Raw genomic sequence first — 24,870 nt, 5'->3', positions numbered from 1 at the left:
GGCCTGCCGGTCCAGATGCGCGATGCTGAGCACACCGTCGAGCCAGTCGGCCCCGTCCCGGGCGCTGTCCACAGTGATCGGCAGCAGGGCTTCCGGTGCCCGGTCGTCCGCCACCCATTCCTCGGGGATCTGACCGGAGCGCCGAGCCAGCACCAGCACCTCCTGTACCTGGCCCGGCCCGGCCTCCCATGCCCCCAGCGTCGGGTGTGCCCTTGCAAGCTTTCGGTAGGTCACCCCTCGCCCGAACCCGCGCGGCCGCAGGTCCGTAGAACGCGCCCCGGCCGCCTCGGGGCAGCGTGTCGTCCCGCTCGTGCTGTGCGTACAGGTCGAGCAGGTCGAAGAAGATGGCCTCCTGCCGGGTGCCGACCCTGGGGCTCCAGTCGTGCATCGGCCCACGTGGTCGCCTACTCACGACGACAACCCCCGGGGTCGGCTTGGCGCAGCCCCTGTCGATGTCTCGTCGGGGGACGGGCCCTCTACGGGCCGCCTCACCGGCCGCCCGCCGTGGGGATCCGACGGGCCAGGGCGTCGAGATCGTCCAGGTCGACGCGTAGCACCCTGGGCCCCAGCCGATAGGCCGGGAGGAGTCCGGCAGCGACCCAACGCCTGACCGTCCTGGGCGAGACGCGTGCCTGATCGGCGGCCTCAGCCAGTGAGGCGAACCGATTCCTGGAAGTCCGGTTTGCAGACATGGCTCTCCACGTGGGCAGCAGAAGATGATCACTGCACCGGGTGGAATCACCAGCCTACGAGTCCGATGCCGCAGGATCCTGATGCTCCGGCTGCCACGTGGATGCGCGTCTTCAACCGCCCCGATTCGGACCAGTTACTTACTGCGGCGGCGTTGACGGGCACGGTAACCCGACGCCAGATGCGGGCGCAAGCCCACGCGACCGGGCACAAAATGATCGCTGGCGGAAGTGGCACGAATTGTGGCACGGCCATCCGAGAAACGAGGAAATCCCTTGCTGCGCAAGGGATTTCTGAGTGCCCCCGGCAGGATTCGAACCTGCGCCACCGCCTCCGGAGGGCGGTGCTCTATCCCCTGAGCTACGGGGGCCAGGGCGGCGTTCAGAGTACCAGCCACGCGGCCTGGTGTTGGACGCGCTTCTGCCGGGGGTGCACGGCCTAGCCTGGCGGGCATGTCCCGGCCGCCGCGCGTGCTCGTCGTCGACGACAGCGACGCCGTCCGCAGCCTGATTCGGGTCAACCTCGAGCTCGAGGGGTTCGAGGTGGTCACCGCCTGTGACGGGCAGCAGGCCCTCGACGAGGTCGCCGCCGTCGATCCCGACCTGATCACGCTGGACGTCGTCATGCCGAACCTGGACGGGATCAGCACGGCGACCGCTCTGCGGGCCCGGGCCGACACCCGGGAGATCCCGCTGCTCATGGTGACCGCCCGGGCCCAGGAGTCGGACGTCACGCGGGGCAGGGCGGCCGGGGTGGACGCCTACCTGACCAAGCCGTTCGACCCGGCGGAGCTGGTGGCCACCGTGCGCCGGCTGCTGGGCCTCGACGAGGGCTGAGCGGACGGGCGAGGTGCCACCGGAGAATTCGGTTGGACGGCCGCCGATAGCCTTGTCCGTGTGACCCCCGAGGAGCTTGCCGACGCGGTACTGGCCGCCGTCCGTTCCGCCGTAGCCGACGGCGCCCTGGCCCTGTCGCCCGACGACCTGCCCGCTTCGGTCTCGGTCGAGCGCCCGAAGGTCAGGGAGCACGGCGACTACGCGACCAACATCGCGCTGCAGCTGGCCCGCCCAACTGGCCGGCCGCCGCGGCAGGTCGCCGAGCTGCTGGCCGGCCGGCTGGCCGAGGTCAACGGGGTGGCCCGGGTGGACGTCGCCGGCCCCGGGTTCCTCAACGTGGTGCTCGACGATGCGGCCCAGGGGGAGATCGCGCGGGTGGTCGTCCGGGCCGGGTCGGCGTTCGGCCAGAGCGACACACTCGCAGGCCAGCGGGTCAACATGGAGTTCATTAGCGCCAACCCGACCGGTCCGCTGCACCTCGGGCACACCCGGTGGGCGGCCGTGGGGGACGCGATCGCCCGGGTGCTGGCCGCGGCGGGTGCCGAGGTCACGCGCGAGTTCTACGTCAACGACCGCGGCGTCCAGATGGACCGGTTCGGTGAGTCGATCATGGCAGCGGCGCACGGCCGGCCGGTGCCGGCCGAGGGGTACCACGGCGCGTACGTCAGTGACCTGGCGGCGGCCATCGTGGCCGACCGGCCGGAGCTGCTCGACCTCCCGGAGTCCGCGCAGATGGAGGCGTTCCGGGAGGAGGGCTACGAGCGGCAGCTGCGGCAGCAGCGGGAGGTCCTCGACCTGTTCCGGACGCACTTCGACGTCTGGTACTCCGAGCGGTCACTGCACTCGTCGGGGGCGGTCGAGCACGGTCTCGAGCGGCTGCGCGCCCAGGGGCATGTCTTCGAGCAGGACGGCGCCGTCTGGCTGCGCACCACCGACTTCGATGACGACAAGGACCGCGTCCTCATCAGGGCAGACGGCGAGCCGACGTACTTCGCGTCGGACACGGCCTACTACGTGGACAAGCGGGAGCGCGGCTTCGACGTCTGCATCTACCTGCTCGGCGCCGACCACCACGGCTACGTGAACCGGCTGCGCGCGGTGGCCGCGTGCGCCGGCGACGACCCGGACACGCACATCGAGGTCCTGATCGGCCAGATGGTCAAGATCCTCAAGGGTGGGGAGGAGCTCAAGCTGTCCAAGCGGGCGGGCACCATCGTCACGCTGGAGGACCTGGCTGAGGAGGCCGGCGTCGACGCGGCCCGCTACTCGCTGTGCCGGTACCCTGCGGACTCGCCGCTGACCCTTGACCTCGAGGTCATGACCGCGCGGACCAACGAGAACCCGGTCTACTACGTGCAGTACGCGCACGCCCGGATCTCCTCGGTGCTGCGCAATGCCGAGGAGCTGGGCATCGCGGTCGTCCCGGACGGCTTCCGTCCTGAGCTGCTCACCCACGACCGGGAGGGTGACCTGCTGGGCGCGTTGGGTGAGTTCCCCCGCGTGGTGGCCTCGTCTGCCGAGCTGCGCGAGCCGCACCGGGTGGCGCGCTACCTGGAGGACCTCGCGGGCGCCTACCACCGGTTCTACGACGCCTGCCGGGTGCTGCCCATGGGCGATGAGCCGGTCACCGACCTCAACCGGGCCCGGCTGCTGCTGTGCGCGGCCACCCGGCAGGTCATCGCCAACGGCCTCGACCTGCTCGGCGTCGAAGCCCCCGCCCGCATGTGACCGGTGCCTTCGCCATGGAGGTCCCGAAACTTCGGCTGTACGCACAGAAGGGACCCTTCATGCAGATGGGGGTGGGGGAGGGGTGAGGGCGCACCCGGCGGGGCCGCGGCACGCGGACGTGCTCGCCGAGCACGGGGTGCTGCAGCCGCCGTCCGACCTGAACGCGCTCGACCCGGTGGTCTGGCCGACCACCACGGAGCGACAGCCGGGGCACGGCGCGCTCCGGCTCGGCGGCGTCGACGTGCGCGACCTGGCCGAGACCTACGGCACGCCCGCGTACGTGCTCGACGAGGCTGACCTGCGGGCCCGGATGCGCGAGTGGCGGGCGGCCTGGCCGGATGCCGAGGTCTACTACGCGGCCAAGGCGTTCCTGTGCACGGCGATGGCCCGCTGGGTCGAGGAGGAGGGCCTCTCCCTCGACGTGAGCAGTGGCGGTGAGCTGACCGTGGCCATGGCCGCCGGCTTCCCGGCCGAGCGGGTCATCGTGCACGGCAACAACAAGTCCGTCGCCGAGCTGGCCCAGGCCCTGGACGCCGGGGTGGCCCGCATCGTCCTCGACTCCTTCGAGGAGATCGTCCGGCTGGCCGCACTGGCCGAGCAGCGCAGGGTCCGGGCCAAGGTGCTGGTCCGGGTCACCGTCGGCGTCGAGGCGCACACCCACGAGTTCATCGCCACCGCGCACGAGGACCAGAAGTTCGGCTTCTCGCTGGCCAGCGGCGCGGCGGCCGAGGCGGTGCGCCGGGTGCTCGCGCTGCCCGCGCTGGAGCTCATGGGCCTGCACTCGCACATCGGCTCGCAGATCTTCGACACCTCGGGCTTCGAGGTGGCAGCTCACCGGGTGGTCGGGCTGGCCGCCGCCATCCGCGACGACCACGGCGTCGAGCTGGCCGAGCTGGACCTGGGCGGTGGCCTAGGCGTCGCGTACGTCGAGGGCGACGACCCGATGCCGGCCACGGACGTCGCCGAGCGGCTGCGCGTGATCGTCGACCGTGAGTGCGCGGCCGCCGGACTGGCCCGGCCACGGCTGGCGGTCGAGCCGGGTCGGGCGATCGTCGGGCCGTCCATGGTCACCCTTTACGAGGTCGGCACCATCAAGGACGTCGACGGGCTGCGCACCTACGTCAGCGTGGACGGCGGGATGTCCGACAACATCCGCACCGCCTTGTACGACGCCGACTACACGTGCGCCCTGGTGTCCCGGACCTCGGCCGCGGCGCCGATGCTCTCCCGGGTGGTGGGCAAGCACTGCGAGAGCGGTGACATCGTCGTGCGCGACGCCCACCTGCCCGCCGACCTGGCCCCCGGTGACCTGCTCGCGGTGGCGGCCACCGGCGCCTACTGCCGGTCCATGGCGTCGAACTACAACCTGCTGGGCCGGCCCCCCGTCATCGCCGTCCGCGACGGCGTTGCCCGGGTGGTCATCCGCCGGGAGACGGTCGAGGACCTGCTGCGGCTGGAGGACGTGGGGGACTCGGACGACGGGCCGGGCGGTACCGGGCGGTAGCCTGGCCAGCCGCGGTCGGCGACGCGAGCACTCGGGCACCACCACGCGGCCGCACACCACGAGGAACGGAGCAGGCGATGGGCGGGCAGCCACTGCGGGTGGCGCTGCTGGGCTGCGGCGTCGTGGGCTCGGAGGTGGTCCGGCTGCTCCTCACCCAGGCCGAGGACCTGACCGCCCGGGTCGGCGCCCCGGTGGAGCTGGTCGGGATCGGCGTCCGCAACGCCAGCGCGGAGCGCGGGCCGGGCCTGCCCACCGCGCTGTTGACGGAGGACCTCGACGGCCTGGTCGACCGGCCGGACGTCGACGTCGTCGTCGAGGTCATGGGCGGGATCGAGCCGGCCCGGACGCTGCTGGGCCGGGCCCTTCGCCGCGGCGCCTCGGTGGTCACCGCGAACAAGGCCCTGCTCGCCGAGCACGGTGCGGAGCTGCACGCCGCGGCCGACGCGTCCGGCGCGGACCTGTACTACGAGGCCAGCGTGGCCGGCGCCATCCCGCTGCTGCGCCCGCTGCGCGAGTCGCTCGCCGGCGACACCGTCCTGCGGGTGCTCGGGATCGTCAACGGCACCACGAACTACATCCTCACCCGCATGGACGAGAGCGGCGCCGGCTTCGCCGAGGCGCTGGCCGAGGCGCAGCAGCTGGGCTACGCGGAGGCCGACCCCACGGCCGACGTCGAGGGCTACGACGCTGCGGCAAAGGCGGCCATCCTGGCCGGCCTGGCGTTCCACACCCGGGTCCCGCTGGCCGCCGTCCACCGGGAGGGCATCACCGGCGTCGGTGCCTCCGACGTGGCCACCGCCCGCGCCATGGGTCACGTGGTCAAGCTGCTGGCGATCTGTGAGCGGTCGGAGGACGGTCGCGGCGTCACCGTGCGGGTGCACCCGGCCATGGTGCCGCGGACCCACCCACTGGCCGGTGTCCGGGAGGCCTACAACGCCGTGTTCGTGGAGACCGAGGCGGCCGGGCAGCTGATGTTCTACGGCCGTGGGGCCGGGGGCGCGCCCACGGCCAGCGCGGTGCTCGGGGACATCGTCGCGGTCGGCCGCAACCGGCTCTCCGGCGGCCACGGCCCGCGGGCCAGCACCTACGCCGACCTCGAGGTGCGCCCCGTGGACAGGGCACGCACCCGCTACTACATCGCGCTGGACGTCGCCGACAAGACCGGTGTGCTGGCCACGGTCGCCCAGGCGTTCGCGCGGCACGACGTGTCGATCGAGACGCTGCGCCAGGACGGGCGCGGGGACGACGCCTCGTTGGTGGTGCTCACCCACAAGGGGAGCGAGGGCGCGCTCGCCGGCGTGGTCGAGGAGCTGCGGCAGCTGGACGTCGTCCGGGCGGTCGCTTCGGTGATGCGGGTGGAGGGCTGATGGCGATGGGGACCCGGACCCAGCTGTGGCGCGGGGTGATCGAGGAGTACCGCGACCGGCTGCCGGTCGACGAGGGCACTCCGGTCATCACCCTGCTCGAGGGTGGGACGCCGCTGGTCCCGGCCGCCGCGCTGAGCCAGCTGACCGGCTGCTCGGTGCACCTGAAGGTCGAGGGGGCCAACCCGACCGGATCGTTCAAGGACCGCGGCATGACCGTGGCGATCTCCAAGGCGGTCGAGGACGGGGCCCAGGCGGTCATCTGCGCCTCGACCGGCAACACCAGCGCGTCCGCGGCGGCCTATGCCGTGCGGGCCGGCGTGGTGTGCGCGGTCCTGGTCCCGCAGGGCAACATCGCGATGGGCAAGCTGTCCCAGGCGGTGGCGCACGGCGCGCGGATCCTCCAGGTGGACGGCAACTTCGACGCCTGCCTGACCCTGGCCCGCGACCTCGCCGACTCCTACCCGGTGGCGCTGGTCAACAGCGTGAACCCGGCCCGGATCGAGGGGCAGAAGACGGCCGCCTTTGAGGTCGTGGACGCGCTCGGCGACGCCCCGGACATCCACTGCCTGCCGGTCGGCAACGCCGGCAACATCACCGCCTATTGGCGCGGCTACACCGAGTACGCGGCCACCGGGCCGGCCGGCCGGCGGCCCCGGATGTGGGGGTTCCAGGCGGCGGGCGCGGCGCCGATCGTCCTCGGCGCACCGGTGGCCCAGCCGCAGACCATCGCCACGGCCATCCGGATTGGCAACCCCGCCTCCTGGGCGCAAGCCCTGGTGGCCCGGGACGAGTCCGGCGGCGTCATCGACTCCGTCACCGACGACCAGATCCTGGCGGCCCACAAGCTGCTGGCCGCGAGGGAGGGCGTCTTCGTAGAACCGGCGTCCGCAGCCGGCGTGGCCGGCCTGCTCCAGGCGCACGAGCGCGGGCTGCTCGACCCGGGGCAGACCGTGGTGTGCACCGTCACGGGGCACGGGCTGAAGGACCCGGACTGGGCGTTGTCCGGAGGCGCGCAGCCGCAGACGGTCCCGGTGGACGCTGCTGCCGCAGCCGTACTCCTCGACCTGGCCGGTTGATGCGCGGGGTCACCTTCCGCCGCGGACCGGTGCGGGTACGGGTCCCCGCGACCAGCGCCAACCTCGGGCCGGGCTTTGACGCCTGCGGGCTGGCGCTGGCGCTGTACGACGACGTCGTCGTGCAGGCTACCGACTCCGGGTTGCAGGTGGACGTCGACGGTGAGGGCGCCGCGGCTGTGCCGCGCACCGAGAAGCACCTGGTCGTGCAGGCCGTGCGGGCCGGGCTCACCGCACTGGGTGGCCAGCCCGACGGCCTTACGCTGAGCTGCACCAACCGGATCCCGCACGGGCGCGGACTGGGGTCCAGCGCCGCGGCCATCGTTGCCGGCCTGGTGGCGGCCAGGGCCATGGTCGTCGGCGGTCAGGAGCCGCTGGACGACGAGGCGCTGCTGCAGCTGGCCAACCGGATGGAGGGTCACCCAGACAACGTGGCCGCGTGTCTGCACGGCGCGTACACCGTGGCCTGGACGGGGGAGGACGCGGTGGCACACGCCCGCCGGCTGGACGTCGGGCCGGGACTGGTCCCGGTGGCCTTCGTGCCGCCCACCCAGGTCCGCACGTCGAAGGCCCGTCGGCTGCTGCCCAGCACCGTGCCGTTCGCCGACGCGGCCCTCGACGCCGGACGCGCCGCGCTGCTCACCGCGGCGATCACCGCGGACCCGGTCGACCTCGAGGTCCTGCTGGCCGCCACTGAGGACCGTCTGCACCAGCCCTACCGGGCCGCGGCCATGTCCCGTTCCGCCGCCCTCGTCGCGCGGCTGCGGGCCGACGGCGTCGCCGCGGTGATCTCCGGTGCGGGTCCCACCGTGCTTGCGCTGAGCGACCAGGCCGACGCGGCCCGGGTCGCGGGCCTGTCCGTGCGCGGATTCTCCGTGCGCGTCTTGGGAATCGACCGGCTGGGAGCACGGGTGCTGCGGATGCGTTCGGTGCCCCGATAGGTCACGACCCGGACACGCCGGGGGGTCCGGGAAGTATCTGTCCGCCGATGGTGTTAGTGTTCTTGATGCACCAGAAGCCCCACGGCCGGTGCTCGACGCCATTCATCTCCGCCTTGGTCGACGCCCCGCACGAGCGCGGACGATCCGAATGGTCTTCTCCTCGCGGAGCCCGCACGTCGATCCGGCGTAGCCCGGCGTCGGCACGGCCTCCAAGAAGCTCCACCGCACCATCCCATTCCGCTCCGCAAAGGACATGCACACGTGAGCGACACCATCACCAGCGACGTCGACGCCCGTCCGGCCGACCAGGCCAACGGCACCGAGTCGCACCCCGCGTCCGCATCGGACGCAACCGCCAACGGCACCACCAAGGCTCGCCGCCGCCCGGCCGGGATGTCCGGCATGGTGCTGTCCGAGCTGCAGGAGCTGGCCTCCTCGCTCGGCATCAGTGGCACCGGCCGGATGCGCAAGGGGCAGCTGATCGAGGCGATCACCGCGGCCCAGTCCGGCGGCTCCGCGCCCACCACGCCGGCGGCCGCGGCCCCGGCAGCGCGGACTGCTCCGCGGACGCAGCCCGAGGAGCGCACCGAGGTAGCCGCTCCGAGTGCGGCTGCCCCCGAGACGCCGTCCGAGGCACCCGCGAGCGCGCCCGCGAGCGCGCCCGCGGCACCGGCCGCCGAGGCGGCGCCCCAGGGCCGCGAGCGCGCGCCGCGCGGCGAGCGCCGGACCGAGCGCACGTCGTCCCAGCAGGGCGACCGCCAGCCGCAGGGGGACCGCCAGCCGCAGAGTGGCGCACCCGCCCAGCAGAGTGGCGCACCCGCCCAGCAGAACCGCTACGACGAGGACAGCGACGGCGACCGCGGCCGTCGTCGGCGCCGTGGCCGCAACCGGGACCGTCGGCCGCGCGAGCGCGAGCGCTTCGGGGTCGAGGCCGAGCCGGTCGTCGGTGAGGACGACGTCCTCGTGCCGGTTGCCGGGATCCTCGACATCCTGGACAACTACGCGTTCATCCGCACCACCGGATACCTGCCCGGCCCCAACGACGTGTACGTCTCGCTCGCCCAGGTGCGCCGGTACAACCTGCGCAAGGGCGACGCCGTCACCGGCGCGGTCAAGCAGCAGCGGGAGGGCGAGCGCCGGGAGAAGTTCAACGCGCTGGTCCGGCTGGACACCATCAACGGGGCCGACCCCGAGGAGTCCCGCAGCCGGGTCGACTTCAACAAGCTGACTCCGCTGTACCCGCAGGAGCGGCTGCGCCTGGAGAGCGACCCGGGCAACCTGACCACCCGGGTCATCGACCTGGTCGCGCCGATCGGCAAGGGCCAGCGTGGCCTGATCGTCTCGCCGCCCAAGGCCGGCAAGACGATGGTGCTGCAGTCGATCGCGAACGCGATCACCAAGAACAACCCCGAGGTGCACCTCATGGTCGTGCTCGTCGACGAGCGCCCCGAAGAGGTCACCGACATGCAGCGCACGGTCAAGGGCGAGGTCATCGCCTCGACCTTCGACCGTCCGGCCGAGGACCACACGACCGTCGCGGAGCTCGCCATCGAGCGGGCCAAGCGGCTGGTCGAGTTGGGGCACGACGTCGTGGTCCTGCTCGACTCGATGACCCGGCTCGGCCGGGCCTACAACCTGGCTGCTCCGGCGTCCGGCCGGATCCTCTCCGGCGGCGTCGACTCCAGCGCGCTGTACCCGCCCAAGCGCTTCTTCGGTGCCGCGCGCAACATCGAGCACGGCGGGTCGCTGACCGTCCTGGCCACCGCTCTGGTCGAGACCGGCTCGAAGATGGACGAGGTCATCTTCGAGGAGTTCAAGGGCACCGGGAACATGGAGCTCAAGCTCGACCGGCGACTCGCGGACAAGCGGATCTTCCCGGCGGTGGACGTCGACTCCTCCGGCACCCGCAAGGAGGAGCTGCTGCTCGCCCCTGAGGAGCTCAAGATCACCTGGGGGCTGCGCCGGGTGCTGCACGCACTGGACTCCCAGCAGGCGATCGAGCTGCTGCTCAACAAGCTGCGTGAGACGTCCAGCAACTACGAGTTCCTGCTGCAGGTGCAGAAGACCACGCACCAGGCCGGCAACGGGAGCTCGAAGGACTGAGCGGGAACACCGGCGCCTGCACCCGTGTTGGGGGGGAGGCGACCGGTGCTGGCACACTGGTCAACCGGTCCGGTTCACGTGCTCGCGGCAGCGCCGGCACGACCCGGATCCAGACGATGAGGAGAAACCCGTGAAGCCCGAGATCCACCCCACGTACGCCGAGACGACGGTGACCTGCACCTGCGGTAACACCTTCGTCACGCGGAGCACCGCCAAGAACGGTGTCATCCACGCGGACGTCTGCTCCGCGTGCCACCCGTTCTACACCGGCAAGCAGAAGCTGCTCGACGCCGGCGGCCGGGTGGCCCGGTTCGAGAAGCGGTTCGGCAAGAAGGCCGACGCCGCCTCCTAGCCTCCTCGACGGCGCCGTCCCGGAATCTGTCCGGGACGGCGCCGTCGTGTCGTTCCAGCCCGCGCCAGCCGCACCCTCCGGAGGAACCGTGTTCGAGCACGTGGCCGAGCTGGTCGCTGAGCACTACGACCTCGAGCGCCAGCTGGCCGACCCCGCCGTCCACACCGACCAGGCCGTCGCCCGGCGGCTCGGCCGCCGGTACGCACAGCTGGGTCCGGTGGTCGCCGCCTACCGTGACTGGGTGCGCACCGGCGGCGACCTGAGCGCCGCCCGCGAGCTGGCCAGCGAGGACCCGGCGTTCGCCGCGGAGGCCGAGATGTTGGCCGCCCGCCTGCACGAGCTGGCCGAGGAGCTCACCGTGCTCCTGGTGCCGCGCGACCCGGCCGAGGACCGCGACGTGATCCTCGAGATCAAGGCGGGGGAGGGCGGCGACGAGTCCGCGCTGTTCGTCGGTGACCTGCTGCGGATGTACCTGCGCTACGCGGAGCGGCGCGGCTGGAGCACCGAGGTCCTGGACGCGCAGGAGTCCGACCTGGGCGGCTACCGCGACGTCGCGGTCGCCGTGAAGGCCAAGGGCACCCCAGGACCGGGGGAGGCACCGTTCGCCCGGCTGCAGTACGAGGGCGGCGTGCACCGGGTGCAGCGGGTCCCGGTCACCGAGTCGCAGGGCCGCATCCACACGTCCGCGGCCGGCGTGCTCGTGCTGCCCGAGGCCGAGGAGGTGGACGTCGAGGTCAACGCGAACGACCTGCGCATCGACGTGTACCGCTCCTCCGGGCCGGGCGGGCAGAGCGTGAACACCACCGACTCAGCCGTCCGGATCACCCACCTGCCCACGGGCATCGTGGTCTCCTGCCAGAACGAGAAGTCCCAGCTGCAGAACAAGGAGCAGGCGCTGCGCATCCTGCGGGCCCGGCTGCTCGCCCACGCGCTCGAGCAGGCCAGCCAGGAGGCCTCGGACGTGCGCCGCAGCCAGGTGCGCACCGTGGACCGTTCGGAGCGGATCCGCACGTACAACTACCCGGAGAACCGGATCGCCGACCACCGGACCGGGTTCAAGGCCCACAACCTCGACCAGCTCCTGGACGGCGACCTTGATCCGGTGATCCAGTCGGCGGTGGACGCCGACCTGGCCGCGAAGCTGTCCGGCCAGGCGTGACCGGACTGCGCGCGGCGATCGCCGAGGCCGACCGGCGGCTGGCCGCCGCGGGCGTTCCCTCACCGCGCCACGACGCTGAGCAGCTCGCGGCCCACGTGCTCGGGGTGTCCCGGGTGGGGCTGCTCCAGCACGGCGAGATCGACGCCGAGGCCTACCAGCGGCTGGTCGCCCGGCGGGTTCGGCGCGAGCCGCTGCAGCACATCCTCGGCTGGGCCGCGTTCCGGCACGTCGAGCTGGCGGTGGGCCCGGGGGTCTTCGTACCCCGTCCCGAGACCGAGGTGGTCGCCGGCTGGGCGATCGACCGGGCCCGCGAGGTCGCCTCGACCGGCCGCCGTCCACTCGTCGTCGACCTGTGCACCGGGTCAGGGGCCATCGCCCTCTCGGTGGCCAGCGAGGTGCCCGAGGCCGTCGTGCACGCGGTGGAGCTCGCCCCGGCGGCGCTGGTCTGGGCCGGCCGGAACCTGGCCGGCAGCTCGGTCGTCCTGCACGAGGGCGACGCCGTGGTCGCGCTGCTCGAGCTGGACGGCTCCGTCGACGTCGTTGTCTCCAACCCGCCGTACATCCCCGACGACGGGTTGGTGCGCGACCCGGAGGTGCTCGAGCACGACCCGGCCGAGGCGCTGTGGGGCGGGGGACCGGACGGGCTGGACCTGATGCGCGGCATCGCCGCCGCGGCCGGCCGGCTGCTGCGCGACGGCGGCTGGCTGGTCGTGGAGCACGCGGACGCGCAGGGCGAGTCCGTGCCGGCTCTGGTCGCGGCCGGGGGAGGATGGGCCGACGTCATGGACCATCACGACCTGGCCGGTCGTGACCGGTTCTGCACCGCGAGGAGGATGGAACAGGTGAAGACCGCGTGACCAGCCGGTTCGATTGTGACGACCCCGCCGAGCGGGTCCGCGGCCTGGAACAAGCGGCGCAGGCGGCCCGCCGCGGTGAGCTGGTGGTGCTGCCCACCGACACCGTCTACGGCATCGGCGCGGACGCGTTCTCGCCCGGCGGCGTGGCCGCGCTGCTGGCCGCGAAGGGTCGCGGGCGGGACATGCCGGTGCCCGTGCTCGTCGGTTCCCCCCGGACCGTCGAGGGCCTGGCCACGGACATCACCGACGCCGGGCGGCGGCTGGTCGAGGCGTTCTGGCCGGGCGCGCTGACCATCGTGGTGAACCAGCAGCCCTCCCTTGCCTGGGACCTCGGCGACACCGACGGCACGGTGGCGCTGCGCATGCCGCTGCACCCGGTGGCCATCGAGCTGCTGGTCATGGTCGGACCGATGGCCGTGAGCAGCGCGAACCGCAGCGGCGAGCTGCCAGCCACCACCTGCGACGAGGCGGTCGACCAGCTCGGCGACTCAGTGCGCGTGTACCTCGACGGGGGCCCCGCCGGTGACCCGGTGCCGTCGTCGATCGTTGACCTCACCGGTCCGGTCCCACTGCTGCTCCGGTCCGGGGCGATCGACCTGGAGACGCTACGCACCGTCGTCCCCGACCTGCAGGTGGCGCCGTGACCGACGGGTCGGTCTTCCGTGTCCTGCACGTATGCACCGGCAACATCTGTCGCTCGCCGATGGCTCAGCAGATCATGCGGGCCGAGCTGGACCGCCACTTCGGCTCGGCGGGGGCAGCGGTCGAGGTGACCAGCGCGGGCACCTACGGCGGGCACGCGGGCCAGCCGATGCACGCCCCCGCGGCGGCCGTGCTGGCCGGGCTGGACTACCCGGTGGACGGCTTCCGGGCGACCTGGCTGCGCGAGCCGCTCGTCAACGCCGCCGACCTGGTGCTCGTGGCGACGGCCGACCACCGCCGGCAGGTCCTGCAGCTGCAGCCGCGTGCCCTGCGGCGCACCTTCACGCTCAAGGAGCTGGCCCGGCTGGCCAGCGGGCTGGACCCCCGGTCGCTGCCGCCCGCCGGTCTGGCCGAGAGGTTCGAGGTCCTGGTCGAGCTGGCCGAGGACCGCCGGGGGCTGGTGGCCGGCACCGGGCACTTCGACGACGACGTGGAGGACCCGTACGGCGGTCCGCCGGCGGCGTACCAGCAGGCCGCCGCGGAGATCCGGGCGGCGGTGCTGGCCGTTCTTGACCTGCTCTAGTCGGCGGTCCGGGCTGCTTCGCGTCGTAGACTCGGCCGCGCCGCCGATCCGTCAGGGAGAAGACCATGACCGAGGTGCCCTTCTGGGGTCCCGACTTTGCCGAGCTCGAGCAAGAGGACCCGGAGATCGCGGCTGTGCTGCTCTCCGAGCTGGACCGGCTGCGGAGTGGTCTGCAGCTGATCGCCAGCGAGAACTTCACCTCGCCCGCTGTGCTCGCCGCACTCGGCTCGACCCTGTCGAACAAGTACGCCGAGGGCTACCCAGGACGCCGCTACTACGGCGGCTGCAGCGAGGTCGACAAGGCCGAGACGATCGGCATCGAGCGGGCCAAGGAGCTGTTCGGCGCGGAGCACGCCAACCTGCAGCCGCACTCCGGGGCCAGCGCGAACCTGGCCGCCTACGGCGCGTTCGTCAAGCCGGGCGAGACGGTGCTGGCGATGAGCCTGCCGCACGGCGGCCACCTCACCCACGGCGCCAAGGTCTCCTTCTCCGGCAAGTGGTTCAACCCCGTCCACTACGGCGTCTCGCCGACCACCGAGGACATCGACTACGACCAGGTCCGTGACCTGGCCCTCGAGCACCGCCCGAGGATGATCATCTGTGGCGGCTCGGCGATCCCGCGGCTGATCGACTTCGCGGCGTTCCGGTCGGTGGCCGACGAGGTCGGCGCGATCCTCATGGTGGACGCCGCGCACTTCATCGGTCTGGTCGCCGGCCAGGCGATCCCGAGCCCGGTGCCGTACGCCGACGTCGTCACGTTCACCACCCACAAGGTGCTGCGCGGCCCGCGCGGCGGGATGCTCGTGTCCACGGCGGAGCACGCGGCCGCCCTGGACAAGGCGGTCTTCCCGATGATGCAGGGCGGCCCCCTCATGCACGCGGTCGCCGCCAAAGCGGTCGCGCTGAAGGAGGCCGCCACCCCGGCGTACCAGGCCTACACGCGCCAGGTGATCGCCAACTCCCAGGCGCTCACCGCGGGCCTGGCCGAGGAGGGCATGCGTCCGGTGACCGGCGGGACCGACACCCACCTGTCGCTCATCGACCTGCAGGGCCTCGGGGTGACCGGTGCCGACGCCGAGACGCGCTGCGACACCGCCGGCATCGTGCTGAACAAGAACGCCATCCCGTTCGACCCGCAGCCGCCGAGCGTCGCCTCGGGCATCCGGGTGGGCACGCCGTCGGTGACCACGCAGGGCATGACCGAGACCGACATGAAGGAGATCGCCGGTCTGATCGGCCGGGCCGTGCGTGACTCCGACGGCTCGGCCGCGGCCGAGATCCGCGAGGTGGTGGGGACCCTCGTCTCCCGCCACCGGGCCTACCCCCGCGGGTAGCAGGCACGCGGGGTGCGCGAGTACCTGCTCACCACGTTCGTCGCGGCCGCGGTCACCTACCTGGTGGCCGGGCCGGTCCGGGCGGTTGCCGTCCGGTTCGGGGTGGTCGCCGAGGTGCGGGACCGGGACGTCCACGACGTGCCGATCCCACGCCTCGGCGGGGTGGCCATGCTGGTCGGCCTGGCCGCGGCCCTGCTGGTCGCGAGCAAGATGCCCCTGCTGCGCAGCGTGTTCGCGACCGGGGACGAGCCCAAGGGCGTGCTGCTCGCCTCGGTGGTGATCTGCCTGGTCGGCGTGGTGGACGACGTCTGGGGGCTGGACGCCATCACCAAGCTGGCCGGCCAGTCCCTGGCGGCCGGGCTCATGGCGTTGCAGGGCGTCCAGCTGCTGTGGCTGCCAGGGCCGGGGCAGACCATCGCGCTCGGGCCCGCCGAGGGCACCCTGATCACCGTCCTGGTCGTCGTGGTCACGGTCAACGCGGTGAACTTCGTCGACGGCCTCGACGGTCTGGCCGCCGGCATCGTGGGGATCAGCGCGAGCGCGTTCTTCCTGTTCTCCTACCTGCTCTCGGTGCAGAACGCGATCGAGCGCGCGCTCACCCCCTCGCTCATCTCGGCGGTGCTCGCCGGGGTCTGCGCCGGGTTCCTCGTGCACAACTTCAACCCGGCCCGCATCTTCATGGGCGACTCCGGCTCGATGGTCATCGGCCTGCTGCTCGCCGCGTCGTCGATCACGCTCACCGGGCGGCTGGACCCGGCGTCCTACTCGGGTCTGAACCTGTTCCCCACGCTGCTGCCGCTGCTGCTGCCGTTCGCCGTCCTGGCGGTGCCGTTCCTGGACTTGGTGCTCGCCGTGGTGCGGCGGACCAGGGCCCGCCGCTCGCCGTTCTCCGCCGACAAGCAGCACCTGCACCACCGGCTGCTGGAGATCGGCCACTCGCACCGCCGGGCGGTCCTGATCATGTACGGGTGGACCGCGCTGCTGGCCTACCTGGCCGTGGGGCTGGCCTTCCTGCCGACCTGGCTGGCGCTGGTCCTGGCCGCGGTCGCGTTCGCCACGCTCGTGATCGTCGTCCGTGGTCCGCGGCGGGCCGCCCGGGCTGCGGCGGGGCGGGCCGGCCGCGGATAGCGGTAGCCTCGTAGACCATGCACGAGCACGATGCCTCGATCCTGCGCGCCGCCCTGATCCCGACCGTGCTGGTCGGGGTCCTCGCCGTCGTTGTCGCGGCGTTCGTCGGCGGGGGCAAGGCGGCGCTGGGCGCCGCCCTCGGCGTGCTTGTGGTCGTGGTGTTCTTCACGGTAGGCCTGGTCGTGGTCGGGCGGGCCTCACGGGTCTCGGCATACGCGGCCATGAACGCCGCGATCCTGACCTACCTGGTCAAGATCGGGGTGCTTTTCGCGCTGATCGTCGCGTTCAAGGACACCACGATCTTCGACACCAAGGCGTTCGGCCTGACCATCGTGGTCTGCACGCTGGTCTGGACCGGGTTCGAGGTCCGCGGGTTCACCAGGCTGCAGATCCTCTACGTCGATCCGAAGGACGCCGACCGGCACTAGCCGAGCCGGCCGGCGCCAGGGGCTGTCCAGGCGGGGTCCCGATTTCCGGCGGTCACCTGGCCGCTGATAGGGTCTGCACCGATGGAAGGGGAGCGCCAGGACGCCCCGCGGACGAGTTCCTCGACCGCGAACGCTGCCTGGTCGATCGTCAGCTATCTGCTCTCAGGCATCCTCGTCTGGGGCGGTGTGGGGTGGTTGATCGACCGGTGGCGCGGGGGTGGCCCGGTCTTCTTTCCCATTGGCGTCCTCGTGGGCGTCACCGCAGCCCTATATCTCGTGTTCGTCCGCATCCACAGCACGGACGGTCAATGACGACCGCCACCCGGAGGTACTCCGCGTGATCAGCGCCGCCGCCGTCGCCCTCTCCGAGGGGGGCTGCCACCTCGGGTCCGGATGCGGGTTCCCGGCCCCGAACGCGGGGATCTTCCAGTTCGATCCCTACGCGTCGTTCACCCTGTTCGGGATCACCTTCGACATCACCAAGTCGTCGCTGCTGGTGATCCTCGGGGCGGCATTGGTCATCGTGTTCTTCCTGGTGGCCTTCGGGCGGCCACGGCTGGTGCCGCGCCCCGTGCAGAACGTCGGTGAGATGGGCTACCTGTTCATCCGGGACCAGATCGCCCGCGACGTGATCGGCAAGGAGGGGGACAAGTTCGTCCCGTTCCTGGGGTCGCTGTTCTTCTTCGTCTGGATCATGAACATCTTCGGGATCATCCCGCTGGCGCAGTTCCCGCCGATGTCCCGGTTCGCGTTCCCCGTGACCCTCGCGGTGATGGTCTGGGTGCTCTACATGTACCTCGGTCTGAAGCACCAAGGGCCCATCAAGTTCTTCACGAACATGATGTTCCCGCCCGGGATCCCCAAGGCGATCTATGTGATCCTCGCGCCGATCGAGCTGATTTCGAACGTCCTGGTCCGGCCGTTCACGCTGGCCGTCCGACTGTTCGCCAACATGTTCGCGGGGCACCTGCTGCTCACGGTGTTCACCTTGGGCGCCTGGTACCTGCTGTCGCCGTCGCTGATGGGGGCGATCGGCTCGGCGACGTCGTTCCTCGTGACGGTCATCCTCACCGCGTTCGAGTTGCTGATCCAGGCCCTGCAGGCGTTCATCTTCACCCTGCTCACCGCCGTCTACATCTCCGGTTCGCTGCACGCCGAGCACTGACGCGCAGCATCGCTTCACCCCGCCCCCCGTCGGAACAGCCGGCGTGGACGACACGAAGGACACGCAATGATCAACCTCCTCGCCGCGGTCAGCGGCTCGATCGGCTCGATCGGGTACGGCCTCGCGGCCATCGGCCCCGGCATCGGCATCGGCATCATCTTCGGCCAGGGCGTCCAGGCGATCGCCCGGCAGCCCGAGGCCTACGGCGTGATCCGGCAGAACATGCTGCTCGGCTTCGCGCTGGCCGAGGCGCTGGCCCTGATCGGCTTCGTGGTCCCGTTCGTCTACGGCACCTGACCGAGGCCGCAGCCATCACCACGAAGGGCGGAGCCACGTGATCCACCTCGCGAGCGAAGCGACCACCCCCAACGTCCTGCGGTTGCCGTTGGACGAGCTCATCATCGGCACCGTCGCCTTCTTCATCGTGTTCTTCGTGCTGGCCAAGTTCGCCTTCCCGAACATCAAGAAGACCCTCGCCGAGCGGGTCGACAAGATCGAGGGTGGCATGGCCCGGGCCGACCACGCCCAGGCCGAGGCGAACGCGCTGCTCGAGCAGTACCGGCAGCAGCTCGCGCAGGCCCGCAACGAGGCGGCCGAGATCCGGGCGCAGGCGCAGGCCGACCGGCAGACCATCGTCGAGCAGGCGCGGGTCGAGGCGACGGCGGCCGCCGAGCAGGTCACTGCTCGGGCGCAGGCGCAGCTGGCGGCCGACCAGCAGCAGATGCGCACGGACCTCATCCGCGAGGTCGGGTCGCTATCGGTGAACCTCGCGGGCAAGATCGTCGGCGAGTCGCTGACCGACGACGCTCGGGTCAGCGCGACGGTGGACCGGTTCATCGCCGACCTCGAGCAGCTGTCCACCTCCACGGTGGAGCAGGTCTGATGCTCGGGGCCAGCCGACGTTCCCTCGACGAGGCCCGCGGGGCGCTGACCGCACGCTCGCAGGCCGATGGCACCGCGGGCTACCCCGAGCTGGCCACCGAGCTGTTCTCGGTGGCCCGGCTGCTCGACGACAACCTCGAGCTGCGCCGGTTGCTGTCCGACAGCGGCACTGACCTCGACCGGCGCACCGCCCTGGTCAAGGAGCTGTTCACCGGGAAGCTGACGGAGCGCGCCGTCGAGGTCGTCGTGGACGTCGTCGGGCGGCGCTGGTCGGAGGCCAACGACCTCGCCGACGCCGCTGAGGCGCTCGGCGCCCAGGCGCTGTTCCTAGCAGCGGAGGCGGACGGCAGCCTCGACACCGTCGAGGACGAGCTGTACCGCCTGTCGCGGGTCGCCCAGGGCAGCGTGGAGCTGCGGAACACGATGTCCGACCGCTGGCTGCCGGCCGAGCGCAAGGTCGCGCTCGTACGCGACCTGCTCGGCGGGCGGACGACCACGGCCACCCAGGTCGCCGTGGAGCAGGTGGTGGCCAGCCCCCGTGGCCGCCGGCTCGAGGACGCCCTGACCGAGCTGGCCCGGCTGGCCTCCGACCGTCACGGCGAGGTCATGGCCGAGGTGCACGTGGCCACCCCGATGACCGGCGACCAGCCGACCCGGCTGGCGGCCGCGCTGACCCGGATCTACGGCCGATCGGTCCGCATCGCCCAGATCGTCGAGCCCGACCTGGTCGGCGGGGTGAAGGTCGTCGTCGGTGGCGAGGTCATCGACGGCAGCGTCGCCCGCAGGCTCGAACAGGCCCGGCAGCAGCTGGCCTGATGACCACCCGATGACCGCGCAGCAGCAGGCTTCGAACCCCAGCCCGAATCTGACCCACCGCCCCTCAGCCTTGGGGGCGCCGAGCAAGAGAGCAGGGAAGCAATGGCCGAGCTGACGATCCGTCCGGACGAGATCCGGGCCGCGATCGAGCGGAACGTCGAGGCGTACGCGCCCGAGACCGCTCGCGAGGAGGTCGGGCGGGTCATGGAGACCGGCGACGGCATCGCCCGCGTCGAGGGCCTGCACTCGGCCATGACGAACGAGCTGCTGGAGTTCGAGGGTGGCCTGCTCGGCCTGGCCCTGAACCTCGACATCCGCGAGATCGGCGTCGTGCTGCTCGGCGACGGGTCGAAGATCGAGGAAGGGCAGCCGGTCCGCCGGACCGGCGAGATCCTCTCGGTCCCGGTCGGCGACGGCTACCTCGGCCGGGTCGTCGACCCGCTGGGGAACCCGATCGACGGCAAGGGCGAGATCGTCGCCGAGACCCGCCGGGCCCTGGAGCTGCAGGCGCCGTCCGTCGTGCAGCGGCAGCCGGTGAAGGAGCCGATGCAGACCGGCATCAAGGCGATCGACGCGATGACCGCGATCGGCCGTGGTCAGCGGCAGCTGATCATCGGCGACCGGCAGACCGGCAAGACCGCGGTCGCGATCGACACGATCATCAACCAGCGGGGCAACTGGGCCTCCGGTGACCCGACCCGCCAGGTCAAGTGCATCTACGTGGCCATCGGGCAGAAGGGGTCCACCATCGCGGCGGTCCGCGGCGCGCTCGAAGACGCCGGTGCGATGGACTACACCACCATCGTTGCGGCCCCGGCGTCCGACCCGGCCGGCTTCAAGTACCTGGCCCCGTACACGGGTTCCGCCATCGGCCAGCACTGGATGTACCAGGGCCAGCACGTCCTGATCATCTTCGACGACCTGTCCAAGCAGGCCGAGGCCTACCGCGCGGTGTCGCTGCTGCTGCGCCGTCCGCCGGGCCGCGAGGCCTACCCCGGTGACGTCTTCTACCTGCACTCGCGCCTGCTCGAGCGCTGCGCCAAGCTGTCCGACGAGCTCGGTGCCGGCTCGATGACCGGCCTGCCGATCATCGAGACGAAGGCCAACGACGTGTCGGCGTACATCCCGACCAACGTCATCTCGATCACCGACGGCCAGTGCTTCCTCGAGTCGGACCTGTTCAACTCCGGTGTCCGGCCGGCGATCAACGTCGGCATCTCGGTCTCCCGGGTCGGTGGCTCGGCGCAGGTCAAGGCCATGCGGAAGGTGGCCGGCCGACTGCGCCTGGAACTCGCCCAGTACCGCGAGCTAGAGGCGTTCTCGGCGTTCGGCTCCGACCTGGACGCCGCGTCGAAGGCGCAGCTGGAGCGAGGTGCTCGTCTGGTCGAGCTGCTCAAGCAGCCCCAGTACACGCCGTTCCCGATGGAGCAGGAGGTCGTCTCGGTGTGGGCCGGCACGACCGGCAAGCTGGACGAGGTGCCGGTCGAGGACATCCGCCGCTTCGAGTCGGAGTTCCTCGAGTTCCTCGGCCGTGACGGCGCCGGAGTGCTGGCGACGATCGCGTCGTCCAAGGACATCTCCGACGAGACGGTCGGTCTGCTCGAGAGGGGCGTGACGACGTTCAAGGCGCAGTTCACGACCAGCTCGGGCGAGCTGCTGGTCAAGGACGAGCCGGTCGCGGCCCTGACGGAGGAGGACGTCGACCACGAGAAGATCACCCGTCGCGTCCGCCAGGCCTGATGGCGGGTCCAGCGAAGGAAGGGGCCTGATCGCATGGGAGCCCAGCTGCGGGTCTACCGCCGCCGGATCCGCTCGGTGCAGTCGACGAAGAAGATCACCAAGGCGATGGAGCTCATCGCCGCGTCGCGGATCGTCAAGTCGCAGCAGCGGCTGGACGCCGCTCGGCCGTACACCCAGGAGCTCGTGCGGGCCATCACGGCCGCCGTCTCGCACGCCGCGATGGTGGGCAACCACCCGTTGACCGCGCAGGCGCGGCTGCAGCAGCGGGCCGCCATCCTGGTGATCAGCTCCGACCGCGGGCTGGCCGGCGCCTACGCGTCCAACGCCATCAAGGAGGGCGAGGCGCTCACCAACCTGCTGCGGGCCGAGGGCAAGGATGTCGTGCCTTTCCTCGTGGGGCGCAAGGCAGTCAGCTTCTACCGGTTCCGCAACCGCGAGGTTCGCCAGTCGTGGACCGGGTTCACCGAGGCGCCGCAGTACCACCACGCGCAGGAGATCGCCGCTGCGCTGCTTGAGCTGTTCCTGCTGCGCACCGAGGACGGCGGCGCCGACGAGATCCACATCGTGGGCACCCAGTTCGTCAACACCGTCGTGCAGCGGACGTCGGCGAACCGGGTGCTCCCGCTGGAGGTCGTCGAGGAGGTCGTGCCCCTCGGTGTCCCCGACGCGGACGCCGATCCGCACCTGCCGGGCCGCCAGGAGCGCGAGATCTTCCCGCTGTACGACTTCGAGCCGTCGGCCGACGCCGTGCTGGACGCGCTGCTGCCCCGGTACGTGGCGAACGTCATCTACACCACGCTGCTGAACAGCGCGGCGTCGGAGCACGCAGCCCGTCGGCGGGCCATGAAGTCCGCCACGGACAACGCCGAAGAGCTCATCCGGTCGCTGACCCGCCAGGCCAACCAGGCCCGGCAGTCGGAGATCACCCAGGAGATCAGTGAGATCGTCGGTGGCGCGGACGCGCTCGCCGCAGCCGCAGCAGGGAGTGAGTGAGACCATGACCGCCACGACTGACGCCCCGAGCACAGCGCAGGCCGCCCCCGGGGTCGGCCGGGTCGCCCGGGTCACCGGCCCCGTCGTCGACGTCGAGTTCCCCGCCGAGTCGATGCCAGAGCTGTTCAACGCTCTGCACGTCGACATCGCGCTGGGCTCCGTGCATGTCGAGGGGGAGACCGTCCACACCCTCACCCTCGAGGTGGCTCAGCACATCGGCGACAACATGGTGCGCGCCATCTCGATGCAGCCCACCGACGGCCTGGTCCGGGGCACGCCGGTGCACGACACCGGCGGCCCGATCACAGTGCCGGTCGGTGACGTGACCAAGGGCCACGTGTGGAACACGCTGGGCAAGCCGCTGGACGTGCCCGAGTCGTCCCTGGAGATCACCGAGCGGTGGGGGATCCACCGCCAGGCGCCGGCGTTCGACCAGCTGGAGAGCAAGACCGAGGTCTTCGCCACCGGCATCAAGGTCATCGACCTGCTGACGCCCTACGTCAAGGGCGGCAAGATCGGCCTGTTCGGGGGCGCCGGCGTGGGCAAGACCGTGCTTATCCAGGAGATGATCTACCGGGTGGCCGAGGAGTTCGGCGGCGTCTCGGTGTTCGCGGGTGTCGGTGAGCGGACCCGTGAGGGCAACGACCTGTTCCTGGAGATGTCGGAGTCTGGCGTCCTGGAGAAGACCGCGCTGGTGTTCGGCCAGATGGACGAGCCGCCGGGCACCCGGCTGCGGGTCGCGCTGTCCGCGCTGACGATGGCGGAGTACTTCCGCGACGTCCAGAAGCAGGACGTGCTGCTGTTCATCGACAACATCTTCCGGTTCACCCAGGCCGGCTCGGAGGTGTCCACCCTGCTCGGCCGGATGCCGTCCGCGGTGGGCTACCAGCCGACGCTGGCCGACGAGATGGGTCAGCTGCAGGAGCGGATCACCTCAACCCGCGGCCACTCGATCACCTCACTTCAGGCGATCTACGTGCCGGCGGACGACCTGACCGACCCGGCGCCGGCGACGACCTTCGCGCACCTGGATGCCACCACGGTGCTCTCCCGGCCGATCTCGGAGAAGGGCATCTACCCGGCGGTCGACCCGCTGGACTCGAACTCGCGGATCCTCGACCCGCGGTACGTCGGTGAGGAGCACTACGCGGTGGCCGCGCGGGTCAAGGAGATCCTGCAGCGGTACAAGGACCTGCAGGACATCATCGCGATCCTAGGCATCGACGAGCTCGGCGAGGAGGACAAGGTTCTGGTCAACCGGGCCCGCCGGATCGAGCGGTTCCTGTCGCAGAACATGTTCGTGGCGGAGGCCTTCACCGGCCAGCCGGGCGTGTTCGTGCCGATCGAGGAGACCGTCGCCTCCTTCAAGGCGCTGGCCAGCGGCGAGTACGACCACCTGCCCGAGCAGGCGTTTTTCATGTGCGGTGGTATCGAGGACGTCGAGGCGAACGCGAAGAAGCTGGCCGGCTGACATGGCCGAGCTCAACGTCAAGATCGTCGCGGCGGACCGGCAGATCTGGCAGGGGCCGGCCTTGATGGTCGTGGTGAAGACGGTCGAGGGCGAGATCGGGATCATGCCCGGCCACGAGCCGGTGCTGGCCCTGCTCGTCGACGGCGTCGTCCGGGTCCACCTGCCCGGGGGCGAGCGGCAGATCGCCGCCGTCCACCAGGGATTCTTCTCGGTGGACTCCGACAACGTGGCGATCCTGGCCGAGACTGCCGAGCTCGCCTCCGAGATCGACGTCAAGCGGGCCGAGGCGGCGCTGGAGCGGGCGAAGGCCGCGGGGGAGCCCGACGAGGCGGCGGTGCAGCGGGCCGAGGTCCGGCTGCGCGCTGCCGCCCACCCCGTCCCGCACAGCTGATCCCCCCCGGCCCCGCATGACGGGACCCTCATACGGAGGGTCGGCATGCGGGAGGGTCAGCGGGTGGCGCCAGGGAGCCAGAGCACGTCGCCGTCGCCTCCTGCCGCCGGGGTGTTGGCCACCCGGGACAGGATGAACAGCAGGTCCGAGAGCCGGTTGAGGTAGCGCGCGGTCAGCGGGTTCATGGTGTCCGCGTACGTCTCCAGTGCCGTCCAGGTCGAACGTTCGGCGCGGCGGACCACCGTGCGCGCGACGTGCAGCAGCGCTGTCCCCGGCGTGCCGCCCGGCAGCACGAACGAGCGCAGGTGGGGCAGGTCCTCGTTGAAGGTGTCGCAGGCCAGCTCGAGCCGGTCCACGTACTCCGGCTCGACCCGCAGGGGCGGGAACTGCGGGTCGGGCACGACGGGCGTGCACAGGTCGGCGCCCACGTCGAACAGTTCGTTCTGGATCCGCACTAGCAGCGCGCTGACCGCGTCGGGCAGCCCGCCCAGGGCCAGCGCCACCCCGATGGCGGCGTTCGCCTCGTCCACGTCGGCGTAGGCCACCAGCCGGGGGTCAGTCTTCGATGTGCGGCTCATGTCGCCGAGTGCGGTGCTGCCGTCATCACCGGTGCGGGTGTAGATGCGCGTGAGGTTGACCACGCCACGAGCCTAAGCCTCCGCCGGAGCCGGCCGTCCTACGCTGGCC

Annotated in this window: 26 protein-coding genes and 1 tRNA gene; 24 read left to right on the top strand and 3 right to left on the bottom strand. The window is 71.5% G+C overall.

The window, feature by feature from the left end; all coding sequences use genetic code 11:
• Nucleotides 1-488: 488 nt before the first annotated feature.
• Complete coding sequence (locus VIM19_08585) at nt 489-692, bottom strand: helix-turn-helix domain-containing protein (GenBank protein ID HEY5184938.1); 204 nt, start codon at nt 690-692, stop codon at nt 489-491.
• 296 nt (nt 693-988) lie between these two features.
• Nucleotides 989-1,060 (bottom strand) — tRNA-Arg (locus VIM19_08580).
• Nucleotides 1,061-1,142: 82 nt separating this feature from the next.
• Here VIM19_08580 and VIM19_08575 point away from each other — a divergent pair.
• The 24 genes from VIM19_08575 to VIM19_08460 all read left to right on the top strand — a co-directional run bounded on the left by VIM19_08575 (nt 1,143) and on the right by VIM19_08460 (nt 24,183).
• Nucleotides 1,143-1,526, top strand: coding sequence for a response regulator (locus tag VIM19_08575; GenBank protein HEY5184937.1), 384 nt, complete (start codon nt 1,143-1,145; stop codon nt 1,524-1,526).
• Between the two features lie 60 nt (nt 1,527-1,586).
• Nucleotides 1,587-3,254, top strand: a complete 1,668-nt coding sequence (argS, locus tag VIM19_08570) for an arginine--tRNA ligase (protein ID HEY5184936.1) — start codon at nt 1,587-1,589, stop codon at nt 3,252-3,254.
• Nucleotides 3,255-3,336: 82 nt separating this feature from the next.
• Complete coding sequence (gene lysA, locus VIM19_08565) at nt 3,337-4,758, top strand: diaminopimelate decarboxylase (GenBank protein ID HEY5184935.1); 1,422 nt, start codon at nt 3,337-3,339, stop codon at nt 4,756-4,758.
• Between the two features lie 77 nt (nt 4,759-4,835).
• Nucleotides 4,836-6,125, top strand: a complete 1,290-nt coding sequence (locus tag VIM19_08560; protein HEY5184934.1) for a homoserine dehydrogenase — start codon at nt 4,836-4,838, stop codon at nt 6,123-6,125.
• A 5-nt stretch (nt 6,126-6,130) separates the two neighbouring features.
• Nucleotides 6,131-7,201, top strand: coding sequence for a threonine synthase (thrC, locus tag VIM19_08555; GenBank protein HEY5184933.1), 1,071 nt, complete (start codon nt 6,131-6,133; stop codon nt 7,199-7,201).
• On the top strand, nt 7,201-8,139 hold the full coding sequence (thrB, locus tag VIM19_08550; GenBank protein HEY5184932.1) for a homoserine kinase: 939 nt from the start codon (nt 7,201-7,203) through the stop codon (nt 8,137-8,139). The genes thrC and thrB overlap by 1 nt, the downstream gene beginning before the upstream one ends.
• 273 nt (nt 8,140-8,412) lie before the next feature.
• Nucleotides 8,413-10,242 carry a transcription termination factor Rho gene (gene rho, locus VIM19_08545; protein ID HEY5184931.1) on the top strand — a complete coding sequence of 610 codons (1,830 nt, stop codon included), beginning with the start codon at nt 8,413-8,415 and terminating at the stop codon, nt 10,240-10,242.
• A gap of 130 nt (nt 10,243-10,372) precedes the next feature.
• On the top strand, nt 10,373-10,594 hold the full coding sequence (rpmE, locus tag VIM19_08540; GenBank protein HEY5184930.1) for a 50S ribosomal protein L31: 222 nt from the start codon (nt 10,373-10,375) through the stop codon (nt 10,592-10,594).
• A gap of 88 nt (nt 10,595-10,682) precedes the next feature.
• A complete protein-coding gene (prfA, locus tag VIM19_08535) occupies nt 10,683-11,753 on the top strand; it encodes a peptide chain release factor 1 (GenBank protein ID HEY5184929.1) in 1,071 nt (356 codons plus the stop codon).
• Entirely contained in the window at nt 11,750-12,610 is an 861-nt protein-coding gene (prmC, locus tag VIM19_08530; protein HEY5184928.1) for a peptide chain release factor N(5)-glutamine methyltransferase, read from the top strand. The genes prfA and prmC overlap by 4 nt, the downstream gene beginning before the upstream one ends.
• Complete coding sequence (locus VIM19_08525; protein HEY5184927.1) at nt 12,607-13,254, top strand: L-threonylcarbamoyladenylate synthase; 648 nt, start codon at nt 12,607-12,609, stop codon at nt 13,252-13,254. The genes prmC and VIM19_08525 overlap by 4 nt, the downstream gene beginning before the upstream one ends.
• Nucleotides 13,251-13,835 (top strand): hypothetical protein, encoded by a 585-nt coding sequence (locus VIM19_08520; protein ID HEY5184926.1) that lies wholly within the window; start codon nt 13,251-13,253, stop codon nt 13,833-13,835. The genes VIM19_08525 and VIM19_08520 overlap by 4 nt, the downstream gene beginning before the upstream one ends.
• Before the next feature lie 65 nt (nt 13,836-13,900).
• The gene (gene glyA, locus VIM19_08515) at nt 13,901-15,169 is read left to right on the top strand and encodes a serine hydroxymethyltransferase (GenBank protein ID HEY5184925.1); all 1,269 of its coding nucleotides are present in this window, start codon (nt 13,901-13,903) and stop codon (nt 15,167-15,169) included.
• 12 nt (nt 15,170-15,181) lie between these two features.
• Nucleotides 15,182-16,297, top strand: coding sequence for an MraY family glycosyltransferase (locus VIM19_08510; GenBank protein ID HEY5184924.1), 1,116 nt, complete (start codon nt 15,182-15,184; stop codon nt 16,295-16,297).
• 17 nt (nt 16,298-16,314) lie between these two features.
• Nucleotides 16,315-16,725: a hypothetical protein gene (locus tag VIM19_08505; GenBank protein ID HEY5184923.1), complete on the top strand. Its 411-nt coding sequence runs from the start codon at nt 16,315-16,317 to the stop codon at nt 16,723-16,725.
• Between the two features lie 81 nt (nt 16,726-16,806).
• Nucleotides 16,807-17,037, top strand: coding sequence for an AtpZ/AtpI family protein (locus tag VIM19_08500; GenBank protein ID HEY5184922.1), 231 nt, complete (start codon nt 16,807-16,809; stop codon nt 17,035-17,037).
• A gap of 25 nt (nt 17,038-17,062) precedes the next feature.
• Nucleotides 17,063-17,890, top strand: coding sequence for a F0F1 ATP synthase subunit A (atpB, locus tag VIM19_08495; GenBank protein HEY5184921.1), 828 nt, complete (start codon nt 17,063-17,065; stop codon nt 17,888-17,890).
• A 66-nt stretch (nt 17,891-17,956) separates the two neighbouring features.
• Nucleotides 17,957-18,187 carry an ATP synthase F0 subunit C gene (atpE, locus tag VIM19_08490; GenBank protein HEY5184920.1) on the top strand — a complete coding sequence of 77 codons (231 nt, stop codon included), beginning with the start codon at nt 17,957-17,959 and terminating at the stop codon, nt 18,185-18,187.
• Between the two features lie 37 nt (nt 18,188-18,224).
• Nucleotides 18,225-18,773: a F0F1 ATP synthase subunit B gene (locus VIM19_08485; protein ID HEY5184919.1), complete on the top strand. Its 549-nt coding sequence runs from the start codon at nt 18,225-18,227 to the stop codon at nt 18,771-18,773.
• Nucleotides 18,773-19,588, top strand: a complete 816-nt coding sequence (locus VIM19_08480) for a F0F1 ATP synthase subunit delta (protein HEY5184918.1) — start codon at nt 18,773-18,775, stop codon at nt 19,586-19,588. The genes VIM19_08485 and VIM19_08480 overlap by 1 nt, the downstream gene beginning before the upstream one ends.
• Before the next feature lie 102 nt (nt 19,589-19,690).
• Entirely contained in the window at nt 19,691-21,328 is a 1,638-nt protein-coding gene (gene atpA, locus VIM19_08475) for a F0F1 ATP synthase subunit alpha (protein ID HEY5184917.1), read from the top strand.
• 33 nt (nt 21,329-21,361) lie between these two features.
• Nucleotides 21,362-22,321, top strand: coding sequence for a F0F1 ATP synthase subunit gamma (locus VIM19_08470; GenBank protein ID HEY5184916.1), 960 nt, complete (start codon nt 21,362-21,364; stop codon nt 22,319-22,321).
• Between the two features lie 4 nt (nt 22,322-22,325).
• Complete coding sequence (gene atpD / locus VIM19_08465; protein HEY5184915.1) at nt 22,326-23,792, top strand: F0F1 ATP synthase subunit beta; 1,467 nt, start codon at nt 22,326-22,328, stop codon at nt 23,790-23,792.
• Nucleotide 23,793: 1 nt separating this feature from the next.
• Nucleotides 23,794-24,183: a F0F1 ATP synthase subunit epsilon gene (locus VIM19_08460; protein HEY5184914.1), complete on the top strand. Its 390-nt coding sequence runs from the start codon at nt 23,794-23,796 to the stop codon at nt 24,181-24,183.
• A gap of 56 nt (nt 24,184-24,239) precedes the next feature.
• On the opposite strand, the gene VIM19_08455 is transcribed toward VIM19_08460, so the two are convergent.
• Entirely contained in the window at nt 24,240-24,824 is a 585-nt protein-coding gene (locus tag VIM19_08455; GenBank protein ID HEY5184913.1) for a cob(I)yrinic acid a,c-diamide adenosyltransferase, read from the bottom strand.
• Nucleotides 24,825-24,870 lie beyond the last annotated feature (46 nt).

Source organism: Actinomycetes bacterium (genome assembly GCA_036510875.1).
In the GTDB taxonomy this organism is placed as follows: domain Bacteria; phylum Actinomycetota; class Actinomycetes; order Prado026; family Prado026; genus DATCDE01.
Note: the sequence above shows the minus strand (reverse complement) of the source record. Positions and strands in the feature narration are given on the sequence as shown.